25 protein-coding genes and 1 pseudogene are annotated in these 21,644 nt (G+C 32.4%); 18 read left to right on the forward strand and 8 right to left on the reverse strand.

What is annotated here, in order from left to right; translation table 11 throughout:
* Positions 1 to 114: 114 nt before the first annotated feature.
* Positions 115 to 1,701: a transposase gene (locus tag EKH84_RS09690; RefSeq protein WP_127066119.1), complete on the reverse strand. Its 1,587-nt coding sequence runs from the start codon at positions 1,699 to 1,701 to the stop codon at positions 115 to 117.
* A 692-nt stretch (positions 1,702 to 2,393) separates the two neighbouring features.
* Between EKH84_RS09690 and EKH84_RS21995 the strand changes: the two genes are divergently transcribed.
* The 3 genes from EKH84_RS21995 to EKH84_RS22000 all read left to right on the forward strand — a co-directional run bounded on the left by EKH84_RS21995 (position 2,394) and on the right by EKH84_RS22000 (position 3,347).
* Entirely contained in the window at positions 2,394 to 2,549 is a 156-nt protein-coding gene (locus EKH84_RS21995; protein ID WP_190283559.1) for a hypothetical protein, read from the forward strand.
* Between the two features lie 14 nt (positions 2,550 to 2,563).
* Positions 2,564 to 2,926, forward strand: a complete 363-nt coding sequence (locus EKH84_RS09695; RefSeq protein ID WP_127066120.1) for a hypothetical protein — start codon at positions 2,564 to 2,566, stop codon at positions 2,924 to 2,926.
* A 283-nt stretch (positions 2,927 to 3,209) separates the two neighbouring features.
* Entirely contained in the window at positions 3,210 to 3,347 is a 138-nt protein-coding gene (locus tag EKH84_RS22000; protein WP_190283560.1) for a hypothetical protein, read from the forward strand.
* 54 nt (positions 3,348 to 3,401) lie between these two features.
* On the opposite strand, the gene EKH84_RS09700 is transcribed toward EKH84_RS22000, so the two are convergent.
* On the reverse strand, positions 3,402 to 3,875 hold the full coding sequence (locus EKH84_RS09700; protein ID WP_127066121.1) for a hypothetical protein: 474 nt from the start codon (positions 3,873 to 3,875) through the stop codon (positions 3,402 to 3,404).
* A gap of 240 nt (positions 3,876 to 4,115) precedes the next feature.
* Between EKH84_RS09700 and EKH84_RS09705 the strand changes: the two are divergent.
* The 5 genes and pseudogenes from EKH84_RS09705 to EKH84_RS09725 all read left to right on the forward strand — a co-directional run.
* A pseudogene (locus tag EKH84_RS09705) lies at positions 4,116 to 4,523 on the forward strand (IS3 family transposase); the annotation flags it as partial.
* A gap of 346 nt (positions 4,524 to 4,869) precedes the next feature.
* Complete coding sequence (locus EKH84_RS09710) at positions 4,870 to 5,580, forward strand: CPBP family intramembrane glutamic endopeptidase (RefSeq protein WP_127066123.1); 711 nt, start codon at positions 4,870 to 4,872, stop codon at positions 5,578 to 5,580.
* Positions 5,581 to 5,877: 297 nt separating this feature from the next.
* Positions 5,878 to 6,252 carry a hypothetical protein gene (locus EKH84_RS09715; RefSeq protein WP_013656450.1) on the forward strand — a complete coding sequence of 125 codons (375 nt, stop codon included), beginning with the start codon at positions 5,878 to 5,880 and terminating at the stop codon, positions 6,250 to 6,252.
* Between the two features lie 237 nt (positions 6,253 to 6,489).
* On the forward strand, positions 6,490 to 6,798 hold the full coding sequence (locus EKH84_RS09720; RefSeq protein ID WP_127066124.1) for a GNAT family N-acetyltransferase: 309 nt from the start codon (positions 6,490 to 6,492) through the stop codon (positions 6,796 to 6,798).
* 81 nt (positions 6,799 to 6,879) lie between these two features.
* A complete protein-coding gene (locus tag EKH84_RS09725) occupies positions 6,880 to 7,476 on the forward strand; it encodes an HAD family hydrolase (RefSeq protein WP_127066125.1) in 597 nt (198 codons plus the stop codon).
* 241 nt (positions 7,477 to 7,717) lie between these two features.
* Here the strand turns inward: EKH84_RS09725 and EKH84_RS09730 are convergent, their stop codons facing one another.
* The 3 genes from EKH84_RS09730 to EKH84_RS09740 form a co-directional block, all read right to left on the reverse strand.
* A complete protein-coding gene (locus EKH84_RS09730) occupies positions 7,718 to 8,080 on the reverse strand; it encodes a hypothetical protein (protein ID WP_127066126.1) in 363 nt (120 codons plus the stop codon).
* 31 nt (positions 8,081 to 8,111) lie between these two features.
* On the reverse strand, positions 8,112 to 8,609 hold the full coding sequence (locus EKH84_RS09735) for a TetR/AcrR family transcriptional regulator (RefSeq protein ID WP_127066127.1): 498 nt from the start codon (positions 8,607 to 8,609) through the stop codon (positions 8,112 to 8,114).
* Positions 8,610 to 8,827: 218 nt separating this feature from the next.
* Positions 8,828 to 9,079 carry an FAD-dependent oxidoreductase gene (locus tag EKH84_RS09740; RefSeq protein ID WP_127066128.1) on the reverse strand — a complete coding sequence of 84 codons (252 nt, stop codon included), beginning with the start codon at positions 9,077 to 9,079 and terminating at the stop codon, positions 8,828 to 8,830.
* A 453-nt stretch (positions 9,080 to 9,532) separates the two neighbouring features.
* Here EKH84_RS09740 and EKH84_RS09745 point away from each other — a divergent pair, with 453 nt between their 5' ends.
* The 3 genes from EKH84_RS09745 to deoD all read left to right on the forward strand — a co-directional run bounded on the left by EKH84_RS09745 (position 9,533) and on the right by deoD (position 11,532).
* Entirely contained in the window at positions 9,533 to 10,387 is an 855-nt protein-coding gene (locus EKH84_RS09745) for a DUF6734 family protein (RefSeq protein ID WP_127066129.1), read from the forward strand.
* A 124-nt stretch (positions 10,388 to 10,511) separates the two neighbouring features.
* On the forward strand, positions 10,512 to 10,676 hold the full coding sequence (locus tag EKH84_RS22005; protein WP_013656454.1) for a hypothetical protein: 165 nt from the start codon (positions 10,512 to 10,514) through the stop codon (positions 10,674 to 10,676).
* Between the two features lie 154 nt (positions 10,677 to 10,830).
* A complete protein-coding gene (deoD, locus tag EKH84_RS09750) occupies positions 10,831 to 11,532 on the forward strand; it encodes a purine-nucleoside phosphorylase (RefSeq protein WP_013656455.1) in 702 nt (233 codons plus the stop codon).
* Positions 11,533 to 11,604: 72 nt separating this feature from the next.
* On the opposite strand, the gene EKH84_RS09755 is transcribed toward deoD, so the two are convergent.
* A complete protein-coding gene (locus tag EKH84_RS09755; RefSeq protein ID WP_127066130.1) occupies positions 11,605 to 12,690 on the reverse strand; it encodes a sensor domain-containing diguanylate cyclase in 1,086 nt (361 codons plus the stop codon).
* Positions 12,691 to 12,726: 36 nt separating this feature from the next.
* Positions 12,727 to 13,629: a tetratricopeptide repeat protein gene (locus EKH84_RS09760; RefSeq protein WP_127066131.1), complete on the reverse strand. Its 903-nt coding sequence runs from the start codon at positions 13,627 to 13,629 to the stop codon at positions 12,727 to 12,729.
* A gap of 116 nt (positions 13,630 to 13,745) precedes the next feature.
* Here EKH84_RS09760 and EKH84_RS09765 point away from each other — a divergent pair, with 116 nt between their 5' ends.
* The 5 genes from EKH84_RS09765 (at position 13,746) to EKH84_RS09785 (ending at position 19,064) form a co-directional block, all read left to right on the forward strand.
* Complete coding sequence (locus EKH84_RS09765; RefSeq protein WP_013656458.1) at positions 13,746 to 14,582, forward strand: phosphatase PAP2 family protein; 837 nt, start codon at positions 13,746 to 13,748, stop codon at positions 14,580 to 14,582.
* Positions 14,583 to 14,645: 63 nt separating this feature from the next.
* Positions 14,646 to 14,801 (forward strand): DUF1540 domain-containing protein, encoded by a 156-nt coding sequence (locus EKH84_RS09770; protein ID WP_013656459.1) that lies wholly within the window; start codon positions 14,646 to 14,648, stop codon positions 14,799 to 14,801.
* Positions 14,802 to 14,863: 62 nt separating this feature from the next.
* Positions 14,864 to 16,123: a hypothetical protein gene (locus EKH84_RS09775; RefSeq protein WP_127066132.1), complete on the forward strand. Its 1,260-nt coding sequence runs from the start codon at positions 14,864 to 14,866 to the stop codon at positions 16,121 to 16,123.
* 79 nt (positions 16,124 to 16,202) lie between these two features.
* Positions 16,203 to 16,874 (forward strand): GntR family transcriptional regulator, encoded by a 672-nt coding sequence (locus tag EKH84_RS09780; RefSeq protein ID WP_127066133.1) that lies wholly within the window; start codon positions 16,203 to 16,205, stop codon positions 16,872 to 16,874.
* Positions 16,875 to 17,324: 450 nt separating this feature from the next.
* Entirely contained in the window at positions 17,325 to 19,064 is a 1,740-nt protein-coding gene (locus EKH84_RS09785) for an ATP-dependent metallopeptidase FtsH/Yme1/Tma family protein (RefSeq protein WP_127066134.1), read from the forward strand.
* A gap of 13 nt (positions 19,065 to 19,077) precedes the next feature.
* Here the strand turns inward: EKH84_RS09785 and EKH84_RS09790 are convergent, their stop codons facing one another.
* Entirely contained in the window at positions 19,078 to 19,296 is a 219-nt protein-coding gene (locus EKH84_RS09790) for a helix-turn-helix domain-containing protein (protein WP_013656463.1), read from the reverse strand.
* A 182-nt stretch (positions 19,297 to 19,478) separates the two neighbouring features.
* Here EKH84_RS09790 and EKH84_RS09795 point away from each other — a divergent pair, with 182 nt between their 5' ends.
* On the forward strand, positions 19,479 to 20,165 hold the full coding sequence (locus EKH84_RS09795) for a response regulator transcription factor (RefSeq protein ID WP_013656464.1): 687 nt from the start codon (positions 19,479 to 19,481) through the stop codon (positions 20,163 to 20,165).
* Positions 20,162 to 21,595 (forward strand): sensor histidine kinase, encoded by a 1,434-nt coding sequence (locus EKH84_RS09800; protein WP_127066135.1) that lies wholly within the window; start codon positions 20,162 to 20,164, stop codon positions 21,593 to 21,595. Before EKH84_RS09795 ends, EKH84_RS09800 begins: the two co-directional genes overlap by 4 nt.
* The last annotated feature ends 49 nt before the right edge of the window (positions 21,596 to 21,644 follow it).

The raw sequence follows: 21,644 nt of genomic DNA on the forward strand, positions 1-21,644 counted from the left end.
GTAGCGACCTGCCCCTTGATTTTTAATAGATTTATTATCATTATCACAAAATTAGAAGTCACTTATTAAGCCTATGGTTTTATAGGCTTTAAATGATGATATTATATCCGTTTTTTATGCAGCTATAGATGTCCGATGTTTCTTGTTATGATACTTATAGAGGTTGTATCCACAAGAAATTAACGTGAATTCTAAAATGACAGCTTTTTCACCTCGCCGAAATAATCTTTTATAAGATCTATCCCACTTAATTATCCCAAATGTCCCCTCTGATTGAATACTTCTGTTCATACACAATAAGGCACCATGAATTGATTCTAGATTATTTATTACTTCCTTATGTATTTCTGTTAATTCTCGATTAAGGCGTACTGTTCTATTTCCATGTGCTCTTTTGCAACATTCACTACGATATGGACATCCTGCACAGTCTTCACATTCATATATTTCTTCTGTTCTACCATATTGATTTATATATATATGCCTATCACATTTATATATAAACTTTTTATTATTAGGACAGATCAGGTTTCCGTGTTCATCTCTTTTGAAATTTACTGCATGATATGGATCATAATGATATTTTTCATTCTTAGTTTCCCTCTCAAACATAGTAAATTTCATATATTTTTCCATGCCATGTTCCTCACAATAAAGATAATTATTATAAGAACCATATCCTGCGTCAGCAACAGGATACGTTGGATAATGACCATAAGTAGCATTAAACTTTTCCATTAAGGGTTGAAAACATTCCATGTCTAAAGCATAAGGTTTTGCGTCTATTACAGCTATATATTCATCACATATGGCAGCCTGCATATTGTAAGCAGGAAGGAGCTGGTCATTTCTCATATAATCACGTTTGATTCTCATAAAAGTTGCATCGTAATCAGTTTTTGAATAACTATTTCTTCGCTCTCCACATACTTCGATGTGCTTTGCATATTTCTTGAGGCGTTCTAGATACCCCTGCATTTCCTGATACTGTTTTTGATGGATACTTTTCTTATGCCCAGCTCCAGAAACAAATTTTGAAACCTCTAGATTTATTGCCTTCTGATAACTTTCAAGCAATGCCTCAACGTAATCAATCGCATATTCATCTCTTTTTTCTAACTTCACATTAAGAAAACTAAGAATCTCTGAATTCATTGTATCGATGAGTAATGAGATCTTTTCGAACACTTTGTTTCTATTTTTGATGCAAGATTTCTTCCATACCCAGGTATAGCGATTAGCATTAGCTTCGATCTTTGTTCCATCGATGTAAGTATGATGTAAATCCACATGCTCTTGATCAAAAATATAAGAATTGATATCAATGAAGATTTGTTCAATTGAAGTCGTTAATTCATTACGAATAAAGTTGCCGAAAGTAGCAAAAGATGGAGCTTTCATTCCGTCAAGAAGATACATATATCTGATGTCTGTACGGCAGAGTTTTTCAATATTTCTTAAAGAACTAATGCCATGCTCCATAAAAGTGAAAAGTATAATCTTAAGCATTTTATCTGAATCACATCTTGGACGACCTATTTTGCAGTCCTTCTCTACAAAATATCGTGTTAGGTCAATGTGATCCATTACTTCGCATAAAGTATATACTGGATCTGAAATATCAATTATTTTTTCGATATCCAATGGTAATTTTAGCTGTCTTGGTGTAAAATTATCATTGGTATTTTTGTTTAGTAGCATAAATAAATTATACCAAAAAAATCGCTGAAGTCTTACGACCTCAGCGATTTTTTCGTTAGGGGAGTTTTTTTACATCCCCTTTATTTAGTGACTCTATAACATCTTTTTTGTTTGTTTTTGATGATGGCCCAAGTTACGAATATGTAGAAACAGAAATGGAAATCGAACAAGAAGAGGGAAGAAGCTGGAGCAGTTTTAAATATGCCAAGCTATTCATGGAGTGCAAGAGCAAGATGAAGAATAAGAAGATCTAAATGTAGAAGTTAGCCTATCAAGATGGAATAAAAACGAAGAGAATGTATGGTCAATATCATTTAGCAGGCAACTTGATTTAACATCATTAAGACATATGGATGACTTCACAATTTATTTAATGAAGCTTGCACAAAATGGAATGCAAAGTGATTGTAGATACATGGAGTGAAAGTGATGAAGTTACACCAAGTAAAGAACCAGAAGCTGATTGGAATTAAAACAAAGTGTTTTTGATATATGCTAGATGCTCATAAGAGTGTCAACTTTATATCGCTGGACAGAAGAAAAGCACTAGTTGTAGGACCAGTGCTTAACATATGGGAGTTACGAAAATTTTTATGTACTGTTGTATATTTAATATACCACAAAGGAAAATGAAAATCAATATCAAAATTTAAATTATAAAAAGTATTTTTTGTTGATAAGGAGGAAGATGAATGACAGATAGTGAACAAAGATATGTTGATACATTTAAAATAGAAAATCAAAGACTTAGGGATGAGATAGCTGCAAAGGTACACGAAAAGAACCAAGAGAGGGACATAAATAGAAGGCTTAAGAATGTGATTAAAACCATAGCAGATATGCTATAGGGGAGGAAAACAAAGTGAAAACAGTATTAATTAGTGTTCATGAGAAGTACTGGCACATGATCAAGAACCGAGAAAAGACACTAGAAATCAGAAAAACTAAGCCAGCAGGTATTGAATATCCTTTTAAAGTACTTTGCTATGTAACAGGTGGCAAAGGTATACAAGGAGAGTTTATTTGTAAAGGTACATTAGTAACTAATGTTTTTCAGCAGCTATGCAATAGAAGTTATCTGAGTCTATATGAGTTATTTGCATATGCAAATGGCAAGGACTTGGTTGCGTGGGATGTAAGTAGCGTTAAGTCTTATGATATACCAATACAGATTGAAGAAGTAGGTATTAACAGGGCACCACAAAGCTGGTGCTATATAAAATAACTTTTTTAATCAGTAATAGTAGAAGAATTAAAAAACCACTGTTGTTCATAAATAGCGGTTGAAGAAATATGACAAGAATTCATTTGTGTCTTCTTTTTTGTTCGGAGTGGTTTCTTTTCATACGATAAGAAGTTACTAAGAAGATTATATCAGGAAGCAAGGAGCATACTGTAGCCATAATCACAGAGGGCCCAAAAACTAATACTGGTGGACTGTTTAATCATACAACTTAGGCAATAATTTTTATGATTCAAATCCTATGTGGTATGTAGGTGGTGATAATATGCTAAGTGAAAAATGTTTAGAATGTAAACATTGTGAAATCATAACAGATGGATGTAACGGTAAATTAGGAGAAACAATTTTTGGGTGCAATATATGCGAAGAAGATGAAAAAGATTGCAGCTTTGAAAGTAAATAAAATCTGATTTTGAATAAATAAAAAACATATCGGCATAATGCCGATATGTAAAAATTAGAAGTATGAAAAATCTTTCTCTACTAAATTACTAACATATAGGATAGCTCGAAATAAATTATATTGTTCTTTAGCATCTAAAGATGTTAGTAATCTTTTTAGAGTACCGCTAATATAAGTTAAATCATCAGTAGCATCCCTCAGTATTCTTAATTTAGTTTTTTGTTCTGGTGTGACTTTTGATTGGTCTACGGCTTTTATTTTATCACTTATAGCATTTAACTGAGAAATATATATATCTAAATAGCCTGGATCAGGTTTACTAGTAGTAGTGCTTATATTACTAATAAAATAGTTCTCTATTATATTTAACATTTGCTTGTGAATATTATTAAGCGAGCCATATGATTCCTCTATTACTGTATTTGTATCAACAGTAGTAATGTTTTGTGCAAAAAAATGTGATGAATGAAAAGTGAAACATATTAAACATATAAGAATTAAATAACGCTTAAAGTGATGTTTAGTCATTTTATACCTCGATATAAGTAATAATTACCTAGATATTATAAGTAATATTTTAATTTTTATTCTATAAACAAATTCGACCTTTGAATCGGTTACAATAAACTGGACAGTTATTTTAGGGTTATGTGCAATCAACTTATATTAAAGAGGAGATGAGCATGACCAATTCTAACCCAACCAGACCACGACGTACATTTACAACTGAGTTTAAAGCACAAATCGTAGCACGCTATCATAATGGCAAAAGAAAATGTGATAAAAAATAACCTTCACAAATACTCTGTATCAGCAATGTGTAAAGTCCTACAGCTATCTAGAAGTACCTATTATTATGAAGCAAAACAAAAAGGAAATGAAAATATTCTTGAGGCGCCTATAATGAAGATTTTTAAAGATAGTCGTTCTAATTATGGTGCACGCAAAATTAAGATTGAACTAGAAAAAGAAGGCTATCAAGTATCTGGACGAAAAATTAGTCGTATCATGAGAGCTAGTGGACTTATCTCAAAATACACTATTGCACAGTTTAAACCTCATGTTGATAAATGTAATGAATCTAAAGTTTCTAATCTAGTGAAACGTGAATTTAAAAATCAAAGCCACTTAATCATAGTGGTTAGTGATTTGACTTATGTCTGCGTTGATATGAGCTAGCACTATATTTGTATACTTACACCATATCAATACAAACTGAATAGCCTTAAAAAGGTTGTCTAGTTAAATGTTGACAATCCAATACAATTTTTAATCACCAAAACATTATTTTGATATTTAAAATATCATTTTATATAAAAGAATAACTTTTTATAGGACTAGGTGAAAGAATTAGTCTTATTTTTGTTGCACAAAATGACAAAATACAATACATTTAAAGTGGTACACTATGTAATACCTGCATATACTTAAGCAAGCAATATGGATAGATATTTTTGTAAGTTTATAAATTAGTATTTAATACTAAGATTAATTATATCTTGAGAAGGTGGTTGTATAGTTTATGAATAAAAGTAAAATTATATTTTTTTGCGCGGTATCTGAAATTTTAATCATTATATTTATTTCCATTGCGAATATGTTTGAGGGAGTAGTGTTCGGTATCTTCTATAATGTGTTATATGGTCTTGTGATAAGTACAATACTACCAATATTCCTTCTTCTTACAGACAAAGAGGACTTTTCTTCTGTCGGCATAAAGAAAATAGGTGCCCGTCAGAGTGTTGTTTTAGTTGCTTTTGTTGTTTTTTCAATTGGCGGGCAGTTAATTCCAAAAATAATAGCTAGAGAATACATAGCGTGGACTAGGCTTCCACTTGCTATTTCACCTCTTATCATGACAACGTTTTTTGAAGAGTTCTTGTTCAGGGGATTTGTTCAAACCAGAGTAGAAAAGGATTTTGGAGCTATCATTGCTATTCTTATTTCTGCAGTTATGTTTTCTGTCTATCATTTAGGCTATCCAGGTTTTAGAACTGTCGGAGATATATTGCTATTGTTTGCCGTTGGCCTTGGTTTTGCAATTGCCTATAAGCTTTCTGACAACAGCTTGATTGTTTCTTATTTTGTAAATCTACCAAATGCATTTGTTACATATGTGTTTAAATCGGAACAGTTCCCGAAGTTTACTGTTGAAAGTAATATTTATGCTATGCTCACGATAGTAGCTGTTTTCATTATACTTATTGTGTCAAAAGAAAGAATGAAAAGATAGTTTTAGTTAACTGATGGCCTAGTGGCTATCAAGCACACATTTTGGTGAGTCGCCAATAAAAACAGTGGAAATGTTTTCAAGCAAATCACAAGAAACAACAAAACTGCTTAACTATAACTATCCTATGAGGGTAGAACAGTATGCTTTTAAACAAGTTAATAGATTAATACACAGTTAAATTTTGTTTTATCGTAATAAATAGTTATTTAAACCAGCAATTAAAAGAATATTTTTGTATAATAGATAAAAATGATATTTTGTAAATTAGTTAAAGTATAAATATTAAGGAGGATAAGAATGATACAAATTTTAGGAGCGATATTATTTGGAATTGTAGCGATATTGACCATGCTAATAGGTCTTGGATTGCCTTTGGGGGAGTTTTCAATGGGAGGAAAATATAAGGTGATTCCATCAAAATTAAGAATACTTTGTTGGATTTCTTTAGTAATTCAATTGTTCGCAATTATAGTGATCTTGCAAGCTGGGAATATAGTACCTCTCTGGTTCTCTATTAAAACAACAAAATACATAGTATTATTTTTTGCTATCTATCTATCGCTAAATACCATCATGAATTTACTATCAACAAGTAAGAAAGAAAAATATTGTGCTACCCCATTATCTGTGATAGCTGCCATTTGTTTTTGGATTACGGGATTAAATATGTAAAATGAATAATAGGGTTGGTTTTAAGTGTTTAACGCAACAAATCAAATAGATATTTTATAGAATTATGACTTTCAATTTAAAAGGAGAAGACTTTTGATGATAGAGATAAGGCGAGCCTCTGTAACATCTAAAGAAGCAGTACAGTTGATTGAGGAGTTGTCATCTATACTGGAGAACATTACAGGAAGTAGTGGAAATGCAAGTTTTTAGGCTGATGCATTAAAAGCAGCTCGAACAATTTTTGTTATTGCTTATAGTGTTGGCGAGCCTGTAGGCTGCGGAGCACTACAAAACTATTCAAACGATATCGCCGAGATAAAACGTGTTTATTCCAAAATAAAAGGAGTAGGGATTGGAACACAAATTTTGTGGACTCTAGAAGAGTATGCGTATAGCTATGGATATAGGAAAATCGTATTGGAAACACGAAAAATTAATACTACAGCTGTTCGTTTTTATCAGGAAAATGGATATCGGATTTGCCCTAATTACGGAAAATATGCGCATCATGAAGAAGCAGTATGCTTTTATAAATGTATTGTTTAAATTTCGATTACATAAATTTAAAAGAGCAATAGACTCATATATTTGAATTTATTTACTTGATAGAGCTTAGGGGGATTATATATGAAAGCAGTAATATTAGATATGTATGGTGTAATTTTAAAAGACTCAGGAGACGGATTCTATTCATTTGTAAATCGCACATTCCCTGATTTAACTCCAGCTGATATATATCCGATTTGGGATAAAGCAGATGTAGGAGAAATATCTTCTTTAGAAGTTTTTAAAAGATTAGGCTTTAAAGGTAATTTATGCAAAATTGAAAAAGAATATTTAGATACAGTAGAAATTGATGAATCATTTTTCGAATTTGCATCAAGCATAAAGAAATATTATAAATTAGCTTTGATATCAAATGATTCAAGTGAATGGAGCAGATATTTCCGTGATAAATATAAAATTAATGATTATTTTGATGTCATAACAGTAAGCGGAGACATAAAAATCAAAAAGCCTGATAAACAAATATTTAAGCATACACTTGAAAAACTGGGGTGTTTAGCGTCTGATTGTACCTATATAGATGACAGAAGATATAACTTAGCCGCAGCACAAGCGCTTGGTATGGATACCATATTATTTAATAGTAGAAATGTTGAATATGATGGGAAAGCTGTTACGAATTTCAAAGAACTTGCAAATAGGCTAATAGTTAAGTGAAACTGACAAATTATAATTTATCAAAATAAATATTCCTGTTTTGCTGTATATTAAATGGAATTATGAGTTGAGGAAAAATAAGTGTATGACTTGGTTCTATTAAATAGAATTTCAAATTTAGAGACAAGTGCTAGTGTCTAGCTTGTTGATAGTAGTTATATGTATTATTTTTATATTAACTGTGGAATAAGTAAAGTTTGAGAAAACGCTTCTAATTGTACAGTTTTCTTTGTTTCCATCATTATTCTCCCTTGTTTGTAAAATGAATGCCGCATATAGGGCAGCTGGTATCTGAGGCTTGAATCTTTCGATTTCCACAGGATTGACATTCAAAAATATCATTTCCTAGTTTCAGTTTTTTGTTTTTTTGACTGTCATAATAGAGATTCAGTTTTCTATCTTGTCTTAATTCGATTGTCAAAAGTAGAATAAGAAATAGCAAAGTAAGTAGGCCTATAAGAAGTGATATTTTGCCGATATATTTATAAACGACATGCCTACAGATAGGGGATAAAATATAGGTGATCATAGGGATGAGTAGGAGAAAAACCATGCCAATCGCAAGGATTTTACCACCATATCCAATTGAATTAATTTTTTTCATAGCGGCATTGCTAGCCTCCCTACAATTTGATTTATAATTGTACTTGGCAAAATAGTTCATAGGCATGAATGAGCATGCTTTTCTTTTCTTCCCAAGACTGATTGAGTGCATGAAATGTAGACATCATAATCATACCATTGGCATAGATAATCATATCCATATTAAAGTTTATTTGACGAGAAGTAGCAAAAGAGTGAATAAGTCCATTTGTGCCAGAAGAAAAGAGTAGGGCAAATAATTGTTTTTCTAAATTGGCAAACTGGACATAGCCAATAATAAAGCCAAGTTCCTCAGGTAATGTAGGATCTTTATGTTCGATAATAAAATTCAGCATTATAGAAATAGATTTTTCTATAATTGCTGTTTTTAGCCCATCCATATCTGTAAAGGCTTGATAGATAGGCTGAGTTGAACAATCAAGCTGCTTAGCAAGTGTTCGTGCAGAAATACTATCAAATCCAAATTCTTTTGTGATGGCAAATGCCTTTTCTAAAATTATTTCTTTGGTTATTTGCTTTTTAGGCGGCATGACACAATCTCCATTTAATAATAACTATGTTATATAACAGTGTTATTTTATCCTTATCTATAATTTTTGTCAACAATAGTATACTGAACATTTGGAAAGATTACATTTAGTAATTTTATTTAATAAAAGAGCTACATAGCTAGGAAGTTTACACTAGCTATGTAGCTCTTGAGGTATTTACCTATTATACAATAGTTTCTTATATATAATGTGAGATATTAAATTGAAGCATTTATACCGGCGATAGCACCGTCAGCGACAGCTGTTGCTATTTGGCGTACTTGCTTTGCACAAATATCTCCTGCTGCATAAACACCAGAAATACTTGTTTCCATCTTTTCATTCACAGAAATATAACCATTTATTAAAGTAAGCCCTTCATATATCAGTACATTTTTACCTCGACTAGTAGCATAAATGGCCGAACTTATTCCAGCAGGACCAGCGCCTATAACGATAATATCATACATAATAAGCCTCCTAATTTAATTGTGAAATAGTCAAAGTTTATGAGTAATATTCGCTGTTTTTATACATCATATACTAGATTATATATAATGTAAAATAATAAAAAACTATATGCTTATAAAATAAATTTATAGTTGAGGAGATAAAATGATTTTTTCTAGGCTATTGGTTATAGGTGGACGTTCCCACTACGGAAATGAAGGAACAGATATTTTATCAAGTGGTATTGCTGTATTGGGAAGCTGTATTGGGAATTAAAACAAGAATAATAATACTTATTTGAAATATAATGTAAATTGAAAAAATATCCCATAAATGATATAATAAAATAGAAATAAAGTAAAAGAACAATAGCTGAAGGAGTGGTGAAAATGACAAGTATAAGCAATGTAGAAACAACTTCAGGTTCAGGATTAGAGGGATATGGCTTAAATCTGATATAAGGGGGGACAAGTATGCGCGCATTTCATTCAACATGGACAGGCCCTTTTTTAAAGTCACAAAAAGGTGATTTTTATGTGGAAGATTTTGAGCTACTTACGACCGTTTTATCTGCCCTTAAATGGCAGGAGTTAAATGGAGATATAAAAATGATAACAGATCCAATAGGTGCAGCTTATTATCGAGATTTAGGACTAGAGCATCTATGGAATTTAGGAATAGAGGAAAGATTGACGGATATAGATCCACATTTAAATCCAAAGGTGTTTTGGGCAGCAGGGAAGATTTATGCCCTAGCAGAAGAAGAAGCACCTTGTGTTATGATGGATACAGACTTTATCGTTTGGAATAAAGTAGAAGAAGAATTAAGGAAGCATTCAATTGCGGTTATTCATAAAGAAGAGCTTCATCCGAATGTTTATCCAGCCAAAGAATCTTTACATATGGCTTCAGACTATGAGGCTTTTTCAAGATGGAACTGGGAAGTTAGGCCGTGTAATACAGCTTTTATGTACATAGGTGACGAAGATTTTAAACAGTTTTATGTAAATGAATCTAAAGCGTTTATGAGAGCAGCGCAAGGGGACGATCCTCTTACATATATGGTATTTGCTGAGCAACGATTACTAGCGATGTGTGCAGAGGAAAAGCAGATAGAACTATTTGCTCTTGCAGAAGTAGGGGAGCTTTTTAATGAGCATCAGCAATGTTTTACCCATATTTGGGGACATAAAAGATACTTACGTAACCATCCAGAAAGAAGAATAGCTTTTTGCAAGCGTTGTATGAAAAGAATAAAAAAAGATTATCCAGATTTTTATCCGGTATTGCAGCAGATAGAAGTTTTAAAAGTATATGATGAATCGTAAATCAATATAAAAAATAGCAGAATACTAATAAGCTATGTATAAAGAAATTTAAAATTAGTCATAAAGTGGACAACTCTTGAGTACATTTATAAAGAGTATTAAATGTTAAAAGGGGGATAAACTTATGGCAAAATCTAAAAGAGGCAAAGTAATTAAAGCAGAAGGAAACTGGAGAGGAACCTGCCCAGTTTGTGGGAGAACAAGAGTGAAGATAGTATGGCCTGAAAGTGGCGTGCGAGGGGCAAGAAAAATATGTAAGGCCTGTTATGCAAGGGCCCATAGACCATAAAACTAGCGTGTTCAACTCCTAAGAAATGTGATATACTAGAAAAAAGGTTTGGTTAGATAGTGATATCTTAAAAGAAATAGGATAAGCTATCTAAAGAAGCAAAGCTTCATGGCTAAAAATAATAGCCAAACATACAATTAGGAGGACGAGAACAATGTCAACACCACATAACGCAGCAAAACCAGGGGATATTGCAGAAACTGTCTTATTACCTGGAGATCCATTAAGAGCAAAATATATTGCTGACAACTTCTTAGAAAATGTTGTTCAGTACAATACAGTAAGAAATATGTTTGGTTATACAGGAACATATAAAGGTAAAAAAATCTCTGTACAAGGAAGTGGAATGGGGATGCCATCTATTGGTATTTATTCTCATGAGCTTATTCATGTATACGGATGTAAAAATCTTATTAGAATTGGTTCAGCAGGAAGTATGAGTGCTGATCTACCATTACGCCACATTGTATTTGGTATGGGAGCTTGTACGAACTCTAATTATGCAATTCAATACAATTTGCCAGGTACTTTTGCACCAGTTGCTAGCTACAGCTTGTTGGAAAAAGCAGTTGAAAAAGCAAAGGAAAACAATGTACCTTATCATGTAGGTAATATCCTTTCTTCTGATATTTTTTATAATGCAGATACAACAACTACTGAAAGATGGTCAAAAATGGGCGTTTTAGCAGTGGAAATGGAAGCAGCGGCACTTTATATGGAAGCAGCAGCAGCAGGTGTTAATGCTCTTGCTATGGTTACTATTTCAGATAACCTTATTACAGGAGAAGAAACAACAGCTGAAGAAAGACAAAATACATTTACCCAAATGATGGAAATTGCTTTAGAATTAGCTTAATCAAATAAGAATATTTAAATGCAAATAAGGAGCTATGAGATGAATCATAGCTCCTTTATTATGTATTAAGGTTTATTCATTAATAAGAAATTTGTTTTTTCCGGAACGTTTACAAATATAGAGATTGCTATCCGCTAGTTTAATGACTTCATCTAAAGAAAGAGCTTCATCAGTTTTAACATACACACCAAAGCTTGCAGTTACAGAAGATTCGAAACCATCACCAGGTATAGAGGTGGTTTCAATCTGATAACGCATTTGCTCCACACGTTTAGCAACTAAAGACTTATCAATGAAGTTATTAAAGTAAATAATGATTTCTTCCCCACCATATCTAGCCACAATATCATTAGGGCGTGTATTATTTTTAATAATGGAACAAATGGTTTTAAGCACAATATCTCCATAAGGATGACCATAGGTATCATTAACCTTTTTAAAGTTATCAATATCTATCATGACAATCGTATAGTATTGCTGAGCCAAATTGGGGACAGATAGAATCGTATCAAAAAAGTATTTTTTATTAAAGATATTAGTTAGACCATCTTTACATGCACTTTCTTTGATTTGATTATAAAGCAAGTTATTTTCAATAGCGACACCTACATGGTTAGCGAGCGAAGACAGAAAGGTGGCATGATCTTTAGAAAAATAATTTTTTTCACGATGCTGAATTAAGATAAAGCCTAGAGGTCCACTATTAATTTTGATAGGTACACCTAAGCAAGAGTATATAGCAGTTGAGGCATCTTTTGCAGGATAAATAGGCTCTGTACTATTAATAATGAACTCTTCTTCATGGTGCTCAAATATAAGTTGTTTTTCCATTTCAATACAATCATAGGAAAAATTCCTAGAGGTCACTTGCGCATAGTCATCATCTGATTTAATATAAATGGTAGAATATTTAGCTCCAAATACACCAATGAGCATATCATTAATTAATGGAAATAAGTTTTGGCTTTTAATATATTGATTAATATAATTACTAATTTCCAAAAGGTTAGTAAAAACATTAAGCTTTTGCTCTAGTTCAGTAATTTGCTGAGAAAGATCAAAAATAGTTTGTTCTGTAAAACGTTGATACTTTTCGAATTTCTCAGAATCCATACTATTTAGGTCTAAGTAGGTATTATTTGCAGTTTTATTATCCATACCATCGTACCCCTTTGTTATACATAATTAGTTAAATCAGTACTTTGTTTTGAGTTGTTGTCTGACTTTTTTTAAGTAACGTTTAGAGAGATGTTTTTTATTGATTTTCCTATAAACATAGGATAAGTTAAAGTAATTTTGTATATCAGTGCTATAATATTTTTCTATCGTTTGATAAGTAGCAATAGCAGAATCGTATTTCTTAGAAGCAATATGGCATTCTGCTATATAAGACAAATATTCTTTATTAGTAGGATCCATATAGGATGCTTTTTCAAAGTATTCTAAGGCTTCACTTACTTGCCCCATTTCTAATAAAATGGCTCCTAATTCAATGTAAGCTTTTGGGTCTTTCAGATTAAGCTTTAAGTATTCTCTGTAATAGGGAAGCGCTTGTTGCAATTGACCCAACATATGATACGAATAAGCTTTCATGTAGACCAAGTCTTTTGTAACTGGATTAAGCTTTAGATATAAATCACTATAAGCAATACATAATGGATAATGATCCTGAACCATGGCTTTACGTGCTTTTGCTAAAAAAGGTTTTTGCTTTTGCAACATAAGTTCTTTGTAAATACTGGCTAAGCAGTAAGGAACATGAACATTTTTTAACAGATTTTCTAACTCCTCAAGGTTACAAGCATTGATTTTTTGGTAATAATCTATACTACGACATAAAATATATAATGAACCATATTTATATAAATACTCTAATTGTGATACAATAAGCTGACTACAACTTTGAAGAGCACCTAAATTAAATAGTATACGTATTTTTTGATAAATGTAAAAAGGAGAATTACCACTAAAAATAACGGCTGCATCTATAGATTGTAAAGCATCTTGCAGTTGCTCTTGGCGAAGCAAGCTTAAAGCATTTTTTAAGTAATTTTGAGGAGAAAGATGCAAGGATTGTTGTGCATTCAGAGTCTCCATAGAAAACCTCCTTGTCGTAAAGATACTTATTATATATATTGTAATGCAAAAACAAGATATATACAATATAATGTGATTATTTTGAATGTACTAAATTAGATTAAAGGAGATTATGAATGGAAATACAGATAAAGATACTTCAGTTTTTTGAACAAATAAGAACAGAAACACTAACTTTGCTAATGACAACAATTACCATAATGGCTGAGAGCTTATTTATTGTAGCTATTTTAGCAGGATTGTATTGGTGTGTTGATAAAATAAAAAGTAAACGTCTTGCATGGTTTGTGTTATTTAACTTTGTAGGTAATGGAATGATTAAAAATTTAATCCAAATGCCTAGGCCGTTTGATTTAGGTGTTGTAAAACCCATAAGAGCAGAAACAGCTACAAGTTTTTCATTTCCTAGTGGACATACGCAAACAGCTACAAGCTTTTGGAGTGGTGCCATGCTAGTGTTACGCACAAAAGGAATGTATGTTATGGGAAGCTGTATCATTTTATTAACAGCACTTTCTAGGGTATATTTAGGGGTACATTGGCCAATGGATGTATTAGGCGGTATTTTCTTTGGAGTCATTTTTACTTTATTAGCCAACAAACTCTTAGGTGATAAGGGTGAAATTAGACCAGCCCATGTTATAGGTGTTAGTATTGTAGTATTATTGGTAATGATTTTTAAAGTAGATGCTGATTTATATAAGGGCGCAGCAGCTTTATGGGGTATGACTTGTGGTGCTTACATTGAACAGAAGTATATACAATTTGAAGCAGTTCAAAATTGGCGTATTCAGCTGAAGAAAATACTTATTGGTTTCGGCGGTCTTGTACTGATATACTTGATTTTAAGTAAGGTACTACCAGCTGTTAAGATTGTAAAGATGATTAAATATGCACTTCTATTGCTATGGATTACAGCTGGTGCACCTTTTATTTTTAAAAAGTTAAAATAAGGCCAAGTATATTTATTATTAATCAGCAAAAAATAAACTCATCACCTTAAAGGAGTTGAGATTATGAGTATGAACATGAGTATTGGGTGTGAGGTAAAGGCTTGTAAGCACCATCATCCACAAGAAAAATATTGCACATTAGAACATATACAAATACAGCAAGCTATTAATAATAAGTCTTCCTCTATTACAGATTGCCAGCAGTTTGAAAGAAAATAACAATAGTGATAAACTTGTCCCTCCTATCATATATATAAACTATACAAATAGGAGGGATTATTATGCAAAAGAATCAAGTGAAAAATATATTAATGATTAGTTGTTTAACTGTCATCATGGGCTTTCTACTTTTAAAGAGTGCTGAATATATGTGGCATTACTACTCAAGTCCCGTGTATAGCATTGACTGTTATGTGAAAGCTCTTAATGAACAAGCGTATGAAAAAATATATCATCTATTAGATCCAAATTCTATAAAGGAAATGAACGATAAAACCGTTGTTACCCAGTATTACAATCGGTTTTATGCCAAGGAAAATAAACTCATTCATGTTTCAAAAGTAGGCTGGCTAAATGGGAAATATATCTTAGCATATGAATTTGCAGATGGTGTCAAGAAAGAGGCATTAACTCTAAATAAGAATAGGGATGGCTGGAAAATTTGTTTTCCTTTTGACTTTTCAGAGGTGCAAATTATAGCGCCTAACGGCTCGCAGGTTTCTTTGGGTGGTGTAAAACTTGATTATAAAATGGGGATAGGCTACAAAAAAGAAAAGCTTTTACCAGGTAAATATATGCTCAAGGTGGAGTTACCCCATGAAGCAGATAAAGATTATTATCAAATGATTCAAATCCCTCAGATAACCAAGGTTGTATTGCCTTATGCATTAGGGCAGGTTCAAATTATTTGTGCCCCTCATTTAGAAGTACACTTAGATCAGTTCAGTGAAGCGAGTAATCAAGGGATTATTCAATTGCCGGATATTTTAGTGGGTAATTATCAGTTAGAATTAGTTCACCCAGAAGGTTATTTGAATCCAGTTAAAATACCTATTCGAGTTACTGAAGGAAATAATATGATAGATATACAAGAGTATAGTCTTTCTAAAGTAGGCAGTGCTAAGTGGCAACAATTCTTAAACGATTTTTATCAAAGTTATGAAGAAGCTATTACTAAACATACAAGTGAAGGGATAGGTCCTTATTTTTTAGAAACGCAAAAGGAAAAGCAATTAAATTTATTTAATGCGTGGTATATTGCAGAAAAAAATATTGTAGGAGTAGATGTAGTTTATAAACCAGAGGCTGTAACTATAGATCAAGAGGGACGTTTACATAGTAGTATTACAGAAACTGTAGAACTAACGAATCAGGAATATGATGATTTAGAACAAAAGGAAGTAAAGCGAGTTTATAAAGTTATCATTAAATGGCAGACAATAGTGGATATTAGTACAAATGAGTGGAAAATAGTAAATCGTTCTATTAAGGAAAGTGTGATTGCTGTTAAAGATTTAGAAGGAAAATGGATTCAATATTAGGAATACCATTGTAATTTCTAGAATATTTGGTAATATATTTGTATACAAATATACAAAAGATAAAACGAGGAGGCACGACGTGATATTTGATTCCGGTTCAAATGATAAGGCGTCATTGAGAGAAAAAGTATTTAAGTCTATTAGAGAATCCATTCTAGAGGGGAAATATAAGCCTGGGGATGCTTTAAGAGAAGCGACGATTGCAAAAGAGTTAAATGTAAGTAGAACACCTGTAAGAGAAGCTATTAGACAATTAGAATTAGAAGGTTTAGTACAATCTATTCCTAATAAGGAAACGGTTGTTACTGGTGTATCACAAGAAGATGTACAAGATATTTTTATGATTAGAAGTCGTTTAGAAGGTATGGCTGCCAAATTAGCAGCGGAACGCATTACCCCTGAAGAACTAGAGAAACTAAAGGAAGTACTTGAGCTAACTGAGTTCTATGTAACAAAGAAGGACTTAGTACATATAGGTGAATTAGACCATCGCTTTCATGATATGATTTATAAAGCAACTAAAAGTAAAATACTCAAGCAGATGTTATCAGATTTTCATACTTACGTGCAAAAAACAAGAATGGAATCTCTTGCAACTCCAGGTAGAGCAACATGCTTGTTAAAAGAGCACACAGCTATTTTTAAAGCAATACAAAATCAAGATGGCGAAAAAGCGGAAGAGCTAACCAATAAGCATATTGAACAGGTAAGTAAAAACATGCATTTAGATGATGCTCCAAGATATCACTAATTAGAAAAGCTAAAATCTTTGAAAAACAATAAAAGTGCATAAAAATAAAATAAAGCAAACTAATATTTGGAAACTCATTAAGCAGTATGAACAATAATGTGAAAAAAATAGCAATAAAGAAAGTATTAATAACAACAAAAAATAACCCGCATTAAAAATAGATAAAAAATATAATAAAATTTAAAAAAGTTAGGGCAATCTTATCGGGAAACACTTGCTATAATGTACTTGTAACTTCCCCCAGATGTTACAGCAAATATTTAATTATTTGCTACCCCTAGAATAAAATACCTTCTCTCAAGAAGAAAGGCCCGTCGTCTTTCTTCTCTTTTTTTGCTCGTTTTCCATATACTCACTAATGAAATAGGCCTAGTACCTAAGTTATAATGCTCTTACAGCAGTGTACTAGCTTTTCTCTTGTGTAAGGGGAGAGGACTTGAAGGGGGAAATATGAATAAAAAGAGAGCAGGAATCATTGTTAGTGTTAGTTTAATAGCTTTACTAATGATTATAGGTATTTATAGTCAGAAGCATAAGAACGATAATAGTGTCAGCTATTATGACTTTATAAATCATTTAAATGCTAATAAAATAGAACAAGTCACTTTAAGTAGCGGCCCAAAATTACAATTTAAATTAAAACAAGATGACACGGTTTATATAACAGATAACCCAAGAAAGGAAGGCTTTAAAGAAGAACTTCTCTTAAAGCAAATTCAAGTAGAAGAAGCAACTCAAGAGGCGGCCTTTACCATTCAATATATAGCAAGTATGGCACTTATGGTAGGTTTATTCATTATGATTTTTAGGAGTGTTAAAAAGGTTGGAGCCGGAAGTGGTGGCATGAAAATGAGTCAAAAAGCTATTGAACCTAAGGATTTAAAAATAGATTTTTCTCATATTGCCGGAAATGTAGAAGCTAAAGAACAAGTGGAAGATGTTATCGATTTTATGAAGAATCCAGAGCAATATGCCAAAATGGGTGCTAGAATGCCAAAAGGACTTATTTTGTATGGACCACCAGGAACAGGGAAAACTCTTATGGCTAAGGCTATTGCAAAAGAAGCTGGTGTAGCATTTTTTTCAGCCAGTGGTTCAGACTTTGTTCAAATGTATGTGGGTGTGGGGGCAAGTCGTGTAAGAGATATCTTCAAAGAAGCGAGAAAACATGAAAAAGCAGTTATTTTCATAGACGAAATAGATGCCATTGGTAAAAAAAGAAGCCAAAATGCAGCCCAAAGCAATGACGAAAAGGATCAAACCTTAAATGCTTTATTAACAGAAATGTCAGGGTTTAAAGACGATGAAGGGATTATAGTGATTGCAGCTACTAATAGGTTAGATATGTTAGATGATGCTCTTCTTAGACCAGGTCGTTTTGACAGACATATCGAAATCGGTTATCCAGACTTAGCAGCTAGAGAATCCATTATTAAATTACACCTGAGAAATAAACCGATTTCTAGTGAGATTAGTGCTAAGGAGCTTGCTAAACAAACGGTATTCTTTACAGGAGCCATGCTAGAAAATTTTTTAAATGAAGCCGCTATTTTAGCAGCAACTAAAGGCCAGGCTATTATTGATGAGAGTCATATTGAAGCCGCGTTCTATACGGTTATTGCAGGGAAAGAAAAGAAAGACCGTAGCAATATTAGTGAAATAGACCGTAAAATCACAGCTTATCATGAAGCTGGTCATGCTTTAATCACTAAACTTGTAGCACCAGAAAACAGTGTGACAAAGGTAACGATTATTCCGAGTACTAAAGGCGCAGGTGGCTTTAGTATGAATGTACCCAAGGATAAAATGTATCTAACTAAAAAAGAACTTTTAGGACGTATTCAAATTAGTCTTGCTGGGCGTGTGGCGGAGGAGATTACCTTTGGAGAAGACTATGTTACTACAGGTGCTAGTAATGATATTGAAAAAGCTAGCATTGATATGAAGAATTATATAGTGAAATATGGCATGGATGAAGAGTTTGGCCTTGTTAATATAGAAGCCATTATGGGTAAACAAACTATTGACTATGATTATCTTCTAACCAAGTGTCAAGAAAAAATGAAAGCTTTGTATGAAGAAACAAAAGCTTTAATGAAAGCGCATGAGGAAAAGCTAGAAAGCTTAGCTTCAGCTTTATTAGAAAAAGAAACATTGAATGAAAAAGAAATAGCTAGCTTCTTTAACTAGAAGCTAGCTTATTTTAGCTGCTGTGTTTTCTCTGTAATAAACTCACAATATCGTTTTTCCAATACAGTCTAACGCGATTGATCGTTTTAATGGGGGTAATCTTACCTTTGCTTACAAGTTCATCAAGATATTGTCTGGAACAATTGAGCATCGTTGTTGCTTCGGCTGTGGTAATAATTTCATTACATATAAAGTTGATTAAGTGTTCTTTATCATCGAAAGTATATTTCATTTTTTATTCCCCCTTACCCAATATATTTACTATTGTAAAGTAAAAGCGATAAATTATCAACAATTATTAATTTTGTAAAATCAATTATTGATAAATTTTATAGGCTTTTCACTTTCTTCATATAGTTGTTTTATAATAATAAAAAACGGTTATATTAATCCCATCTAGAAAGGACGATTAACATGAATATATTAGTAATAGAGGATGAAGAACGTGTAGCTGACATTATGACCAAATATCTTGAAAAAGAAGGTTATAAGGTGTTTACTTGTTATACCGGTAGAAGTGGGCTAGATTGTTTTTATAAAAATAAAATAGATATTGTACTCCTTGACTTGATGCTTCCAGATATACAAGGAGAGGAAATTTGCGCAGAAATGAGACAAGTATCTAATGTGCACATTTTTATGATTACGGCTAAAGGTACTTTAGATAGTAAAATTGATGGCTTTGACAGAGGCGCTGATGAATATCTGGTAAAACCTATTAGCCCAAGAGAAGTAGTAGCTCGTGTTAAAGCACTGGATACGAGAAAACAAAGAGAAGAAAATAAAGAAATGCTTGTTTTTGACAAAGGGCACTTTAAAATTTTCTTACAAGAACGTATTGTGCAAATCAACAATGAAGAAATCACCTTAACACCCAATGAATTTGACTTGCTTTATGAATTAGCTTCAGCACCAGGTCGTGTATTTAGTAGAGACCAACTTATAGAAGCTGTTATGGGAATTGACTTTGATGGCTTTGACCGTACTATAGATGTGCATATCAAAAATTTAAGAAAGAAAATCGAGACAGATACTAAAAACCCACGTTATATCAAAACAGTTACAGGAGTGGGGTACAAGTTTGAAGGGGAACATGCATGATATCCATTCGTAAGCAGCTTTTTTCTATCTTCTTAAGCATTGGTTGTATTATGGTATTTTCGACTTCTTTGATTGTTAATATCAGTATTAAAAAGAACTTTGAGATTTATATTGATAATAATATTAGAGAAGCTGGTAATAGCATTGTAGCCCTTGTGGAGAAGCTTTATGAAAAAGGGGAATTAGAGAACAATGCAATGCAGCAGAGTCTACTAGAGAATTATATGGGCAATTTTGTTGTAACTCTCCTAGGACCAGATAAGCATTTTATATGGGGAGAGACTGAGCAAAGCTTTATAGAAGATCTTAATCAAAAATATCCGAACCAAGTAGATCCTAGTTTATATAGGCAAGAAGAACGTCCGGTTCATAATAAAGCAGGTGAGATTATTGCTTATGTGAAGATAGGCTATTATCCAAGCGATATACTAACGAAAAACGATTTAAAGTTTCAGAAGAACGTTAATGTTAGTATTGTTTGGTGCTCTAGTATGATTTTAATGTGGTTTATCTTAGCTGGTCTTTATGTATCTAGGTTATTTACTTATCATATTTATGGTATTAGCAAGACCTCTATTGCTTTAGCAGATGGTAAGCTTAATGCAAGGTATCCATTTAAAAGTAAGATTAAAGAAATTGAAACCTTGCGCCATAGTATGAACTATTTAGGTGAAAAACTAGAAAGACAGGATACCATTCGTAAGAAGCTTATTTCAGATGTTTCGCATGAAATACGTACGCCACTTCATATTCTACAAAGTAATCTAGAAGCCATGATTGACGGTATTTATCCTATCGATGAGGAACAAATGAACGTTCTTTATCAAGAAGTAGTACGTTTTGGAAAGCTGCTTAATAATCTAGACCTTCTTAAAAATGTTGAAGAAAATGAATCACGTATGAATTTTAGGGTTATTAATTTAAATGAAAGCGTACAAGAAGTATTTGATGCTTTTAAAATAGTGGCTAAAGAAAAGAAAATAAACTATCATATAAAACATACTGAAACAGAAAATGTTATGGTATCAGCAGATAAAGATGCACTGAAGCAGCTTTGGATGAATCTATTATCTAATGCCTTTAAATTTAGTGATCATAAAGGAGAAATAAAAGTATATACAGGTATGCAAGGAAAAGAGTGTACCATTACAGTAGAAGACCATGGGATTGGTATTGCAGAAGAAGATTTACCCTATGTATTTGAACGTATGTATCGCGGTGATAAAAGCAGGGAGCAGTACCAAGGTAGTGGCATAGGCCTTACAATGGTAAAAAATATTGTAGAGAAGCACAATGGTAAAGTAGCTATAGAAAGTGTGGAAGGAGAATATACTAAGATTATAGTAACACTTCCTATCCATACGAAAATGTTGGAACCTAACAATATTAGTGGTAAAATGCGTAACTATATGAAAATGACTAAAAATTAAAGCAGGGTTGCTAATTGCAACCCTGTTTTAATTTTTACAGAATAAATCC

The organism is Cellulosilyticum sp. WCF-2 (genome assembly GCF_003990395.1).
GTDB lineage: Bacteria > Bacillota > Clostridia > Lachnospirales > Cellulosilyticaceae > Cellulosilyticum > Cellulosilyticum lentocellum.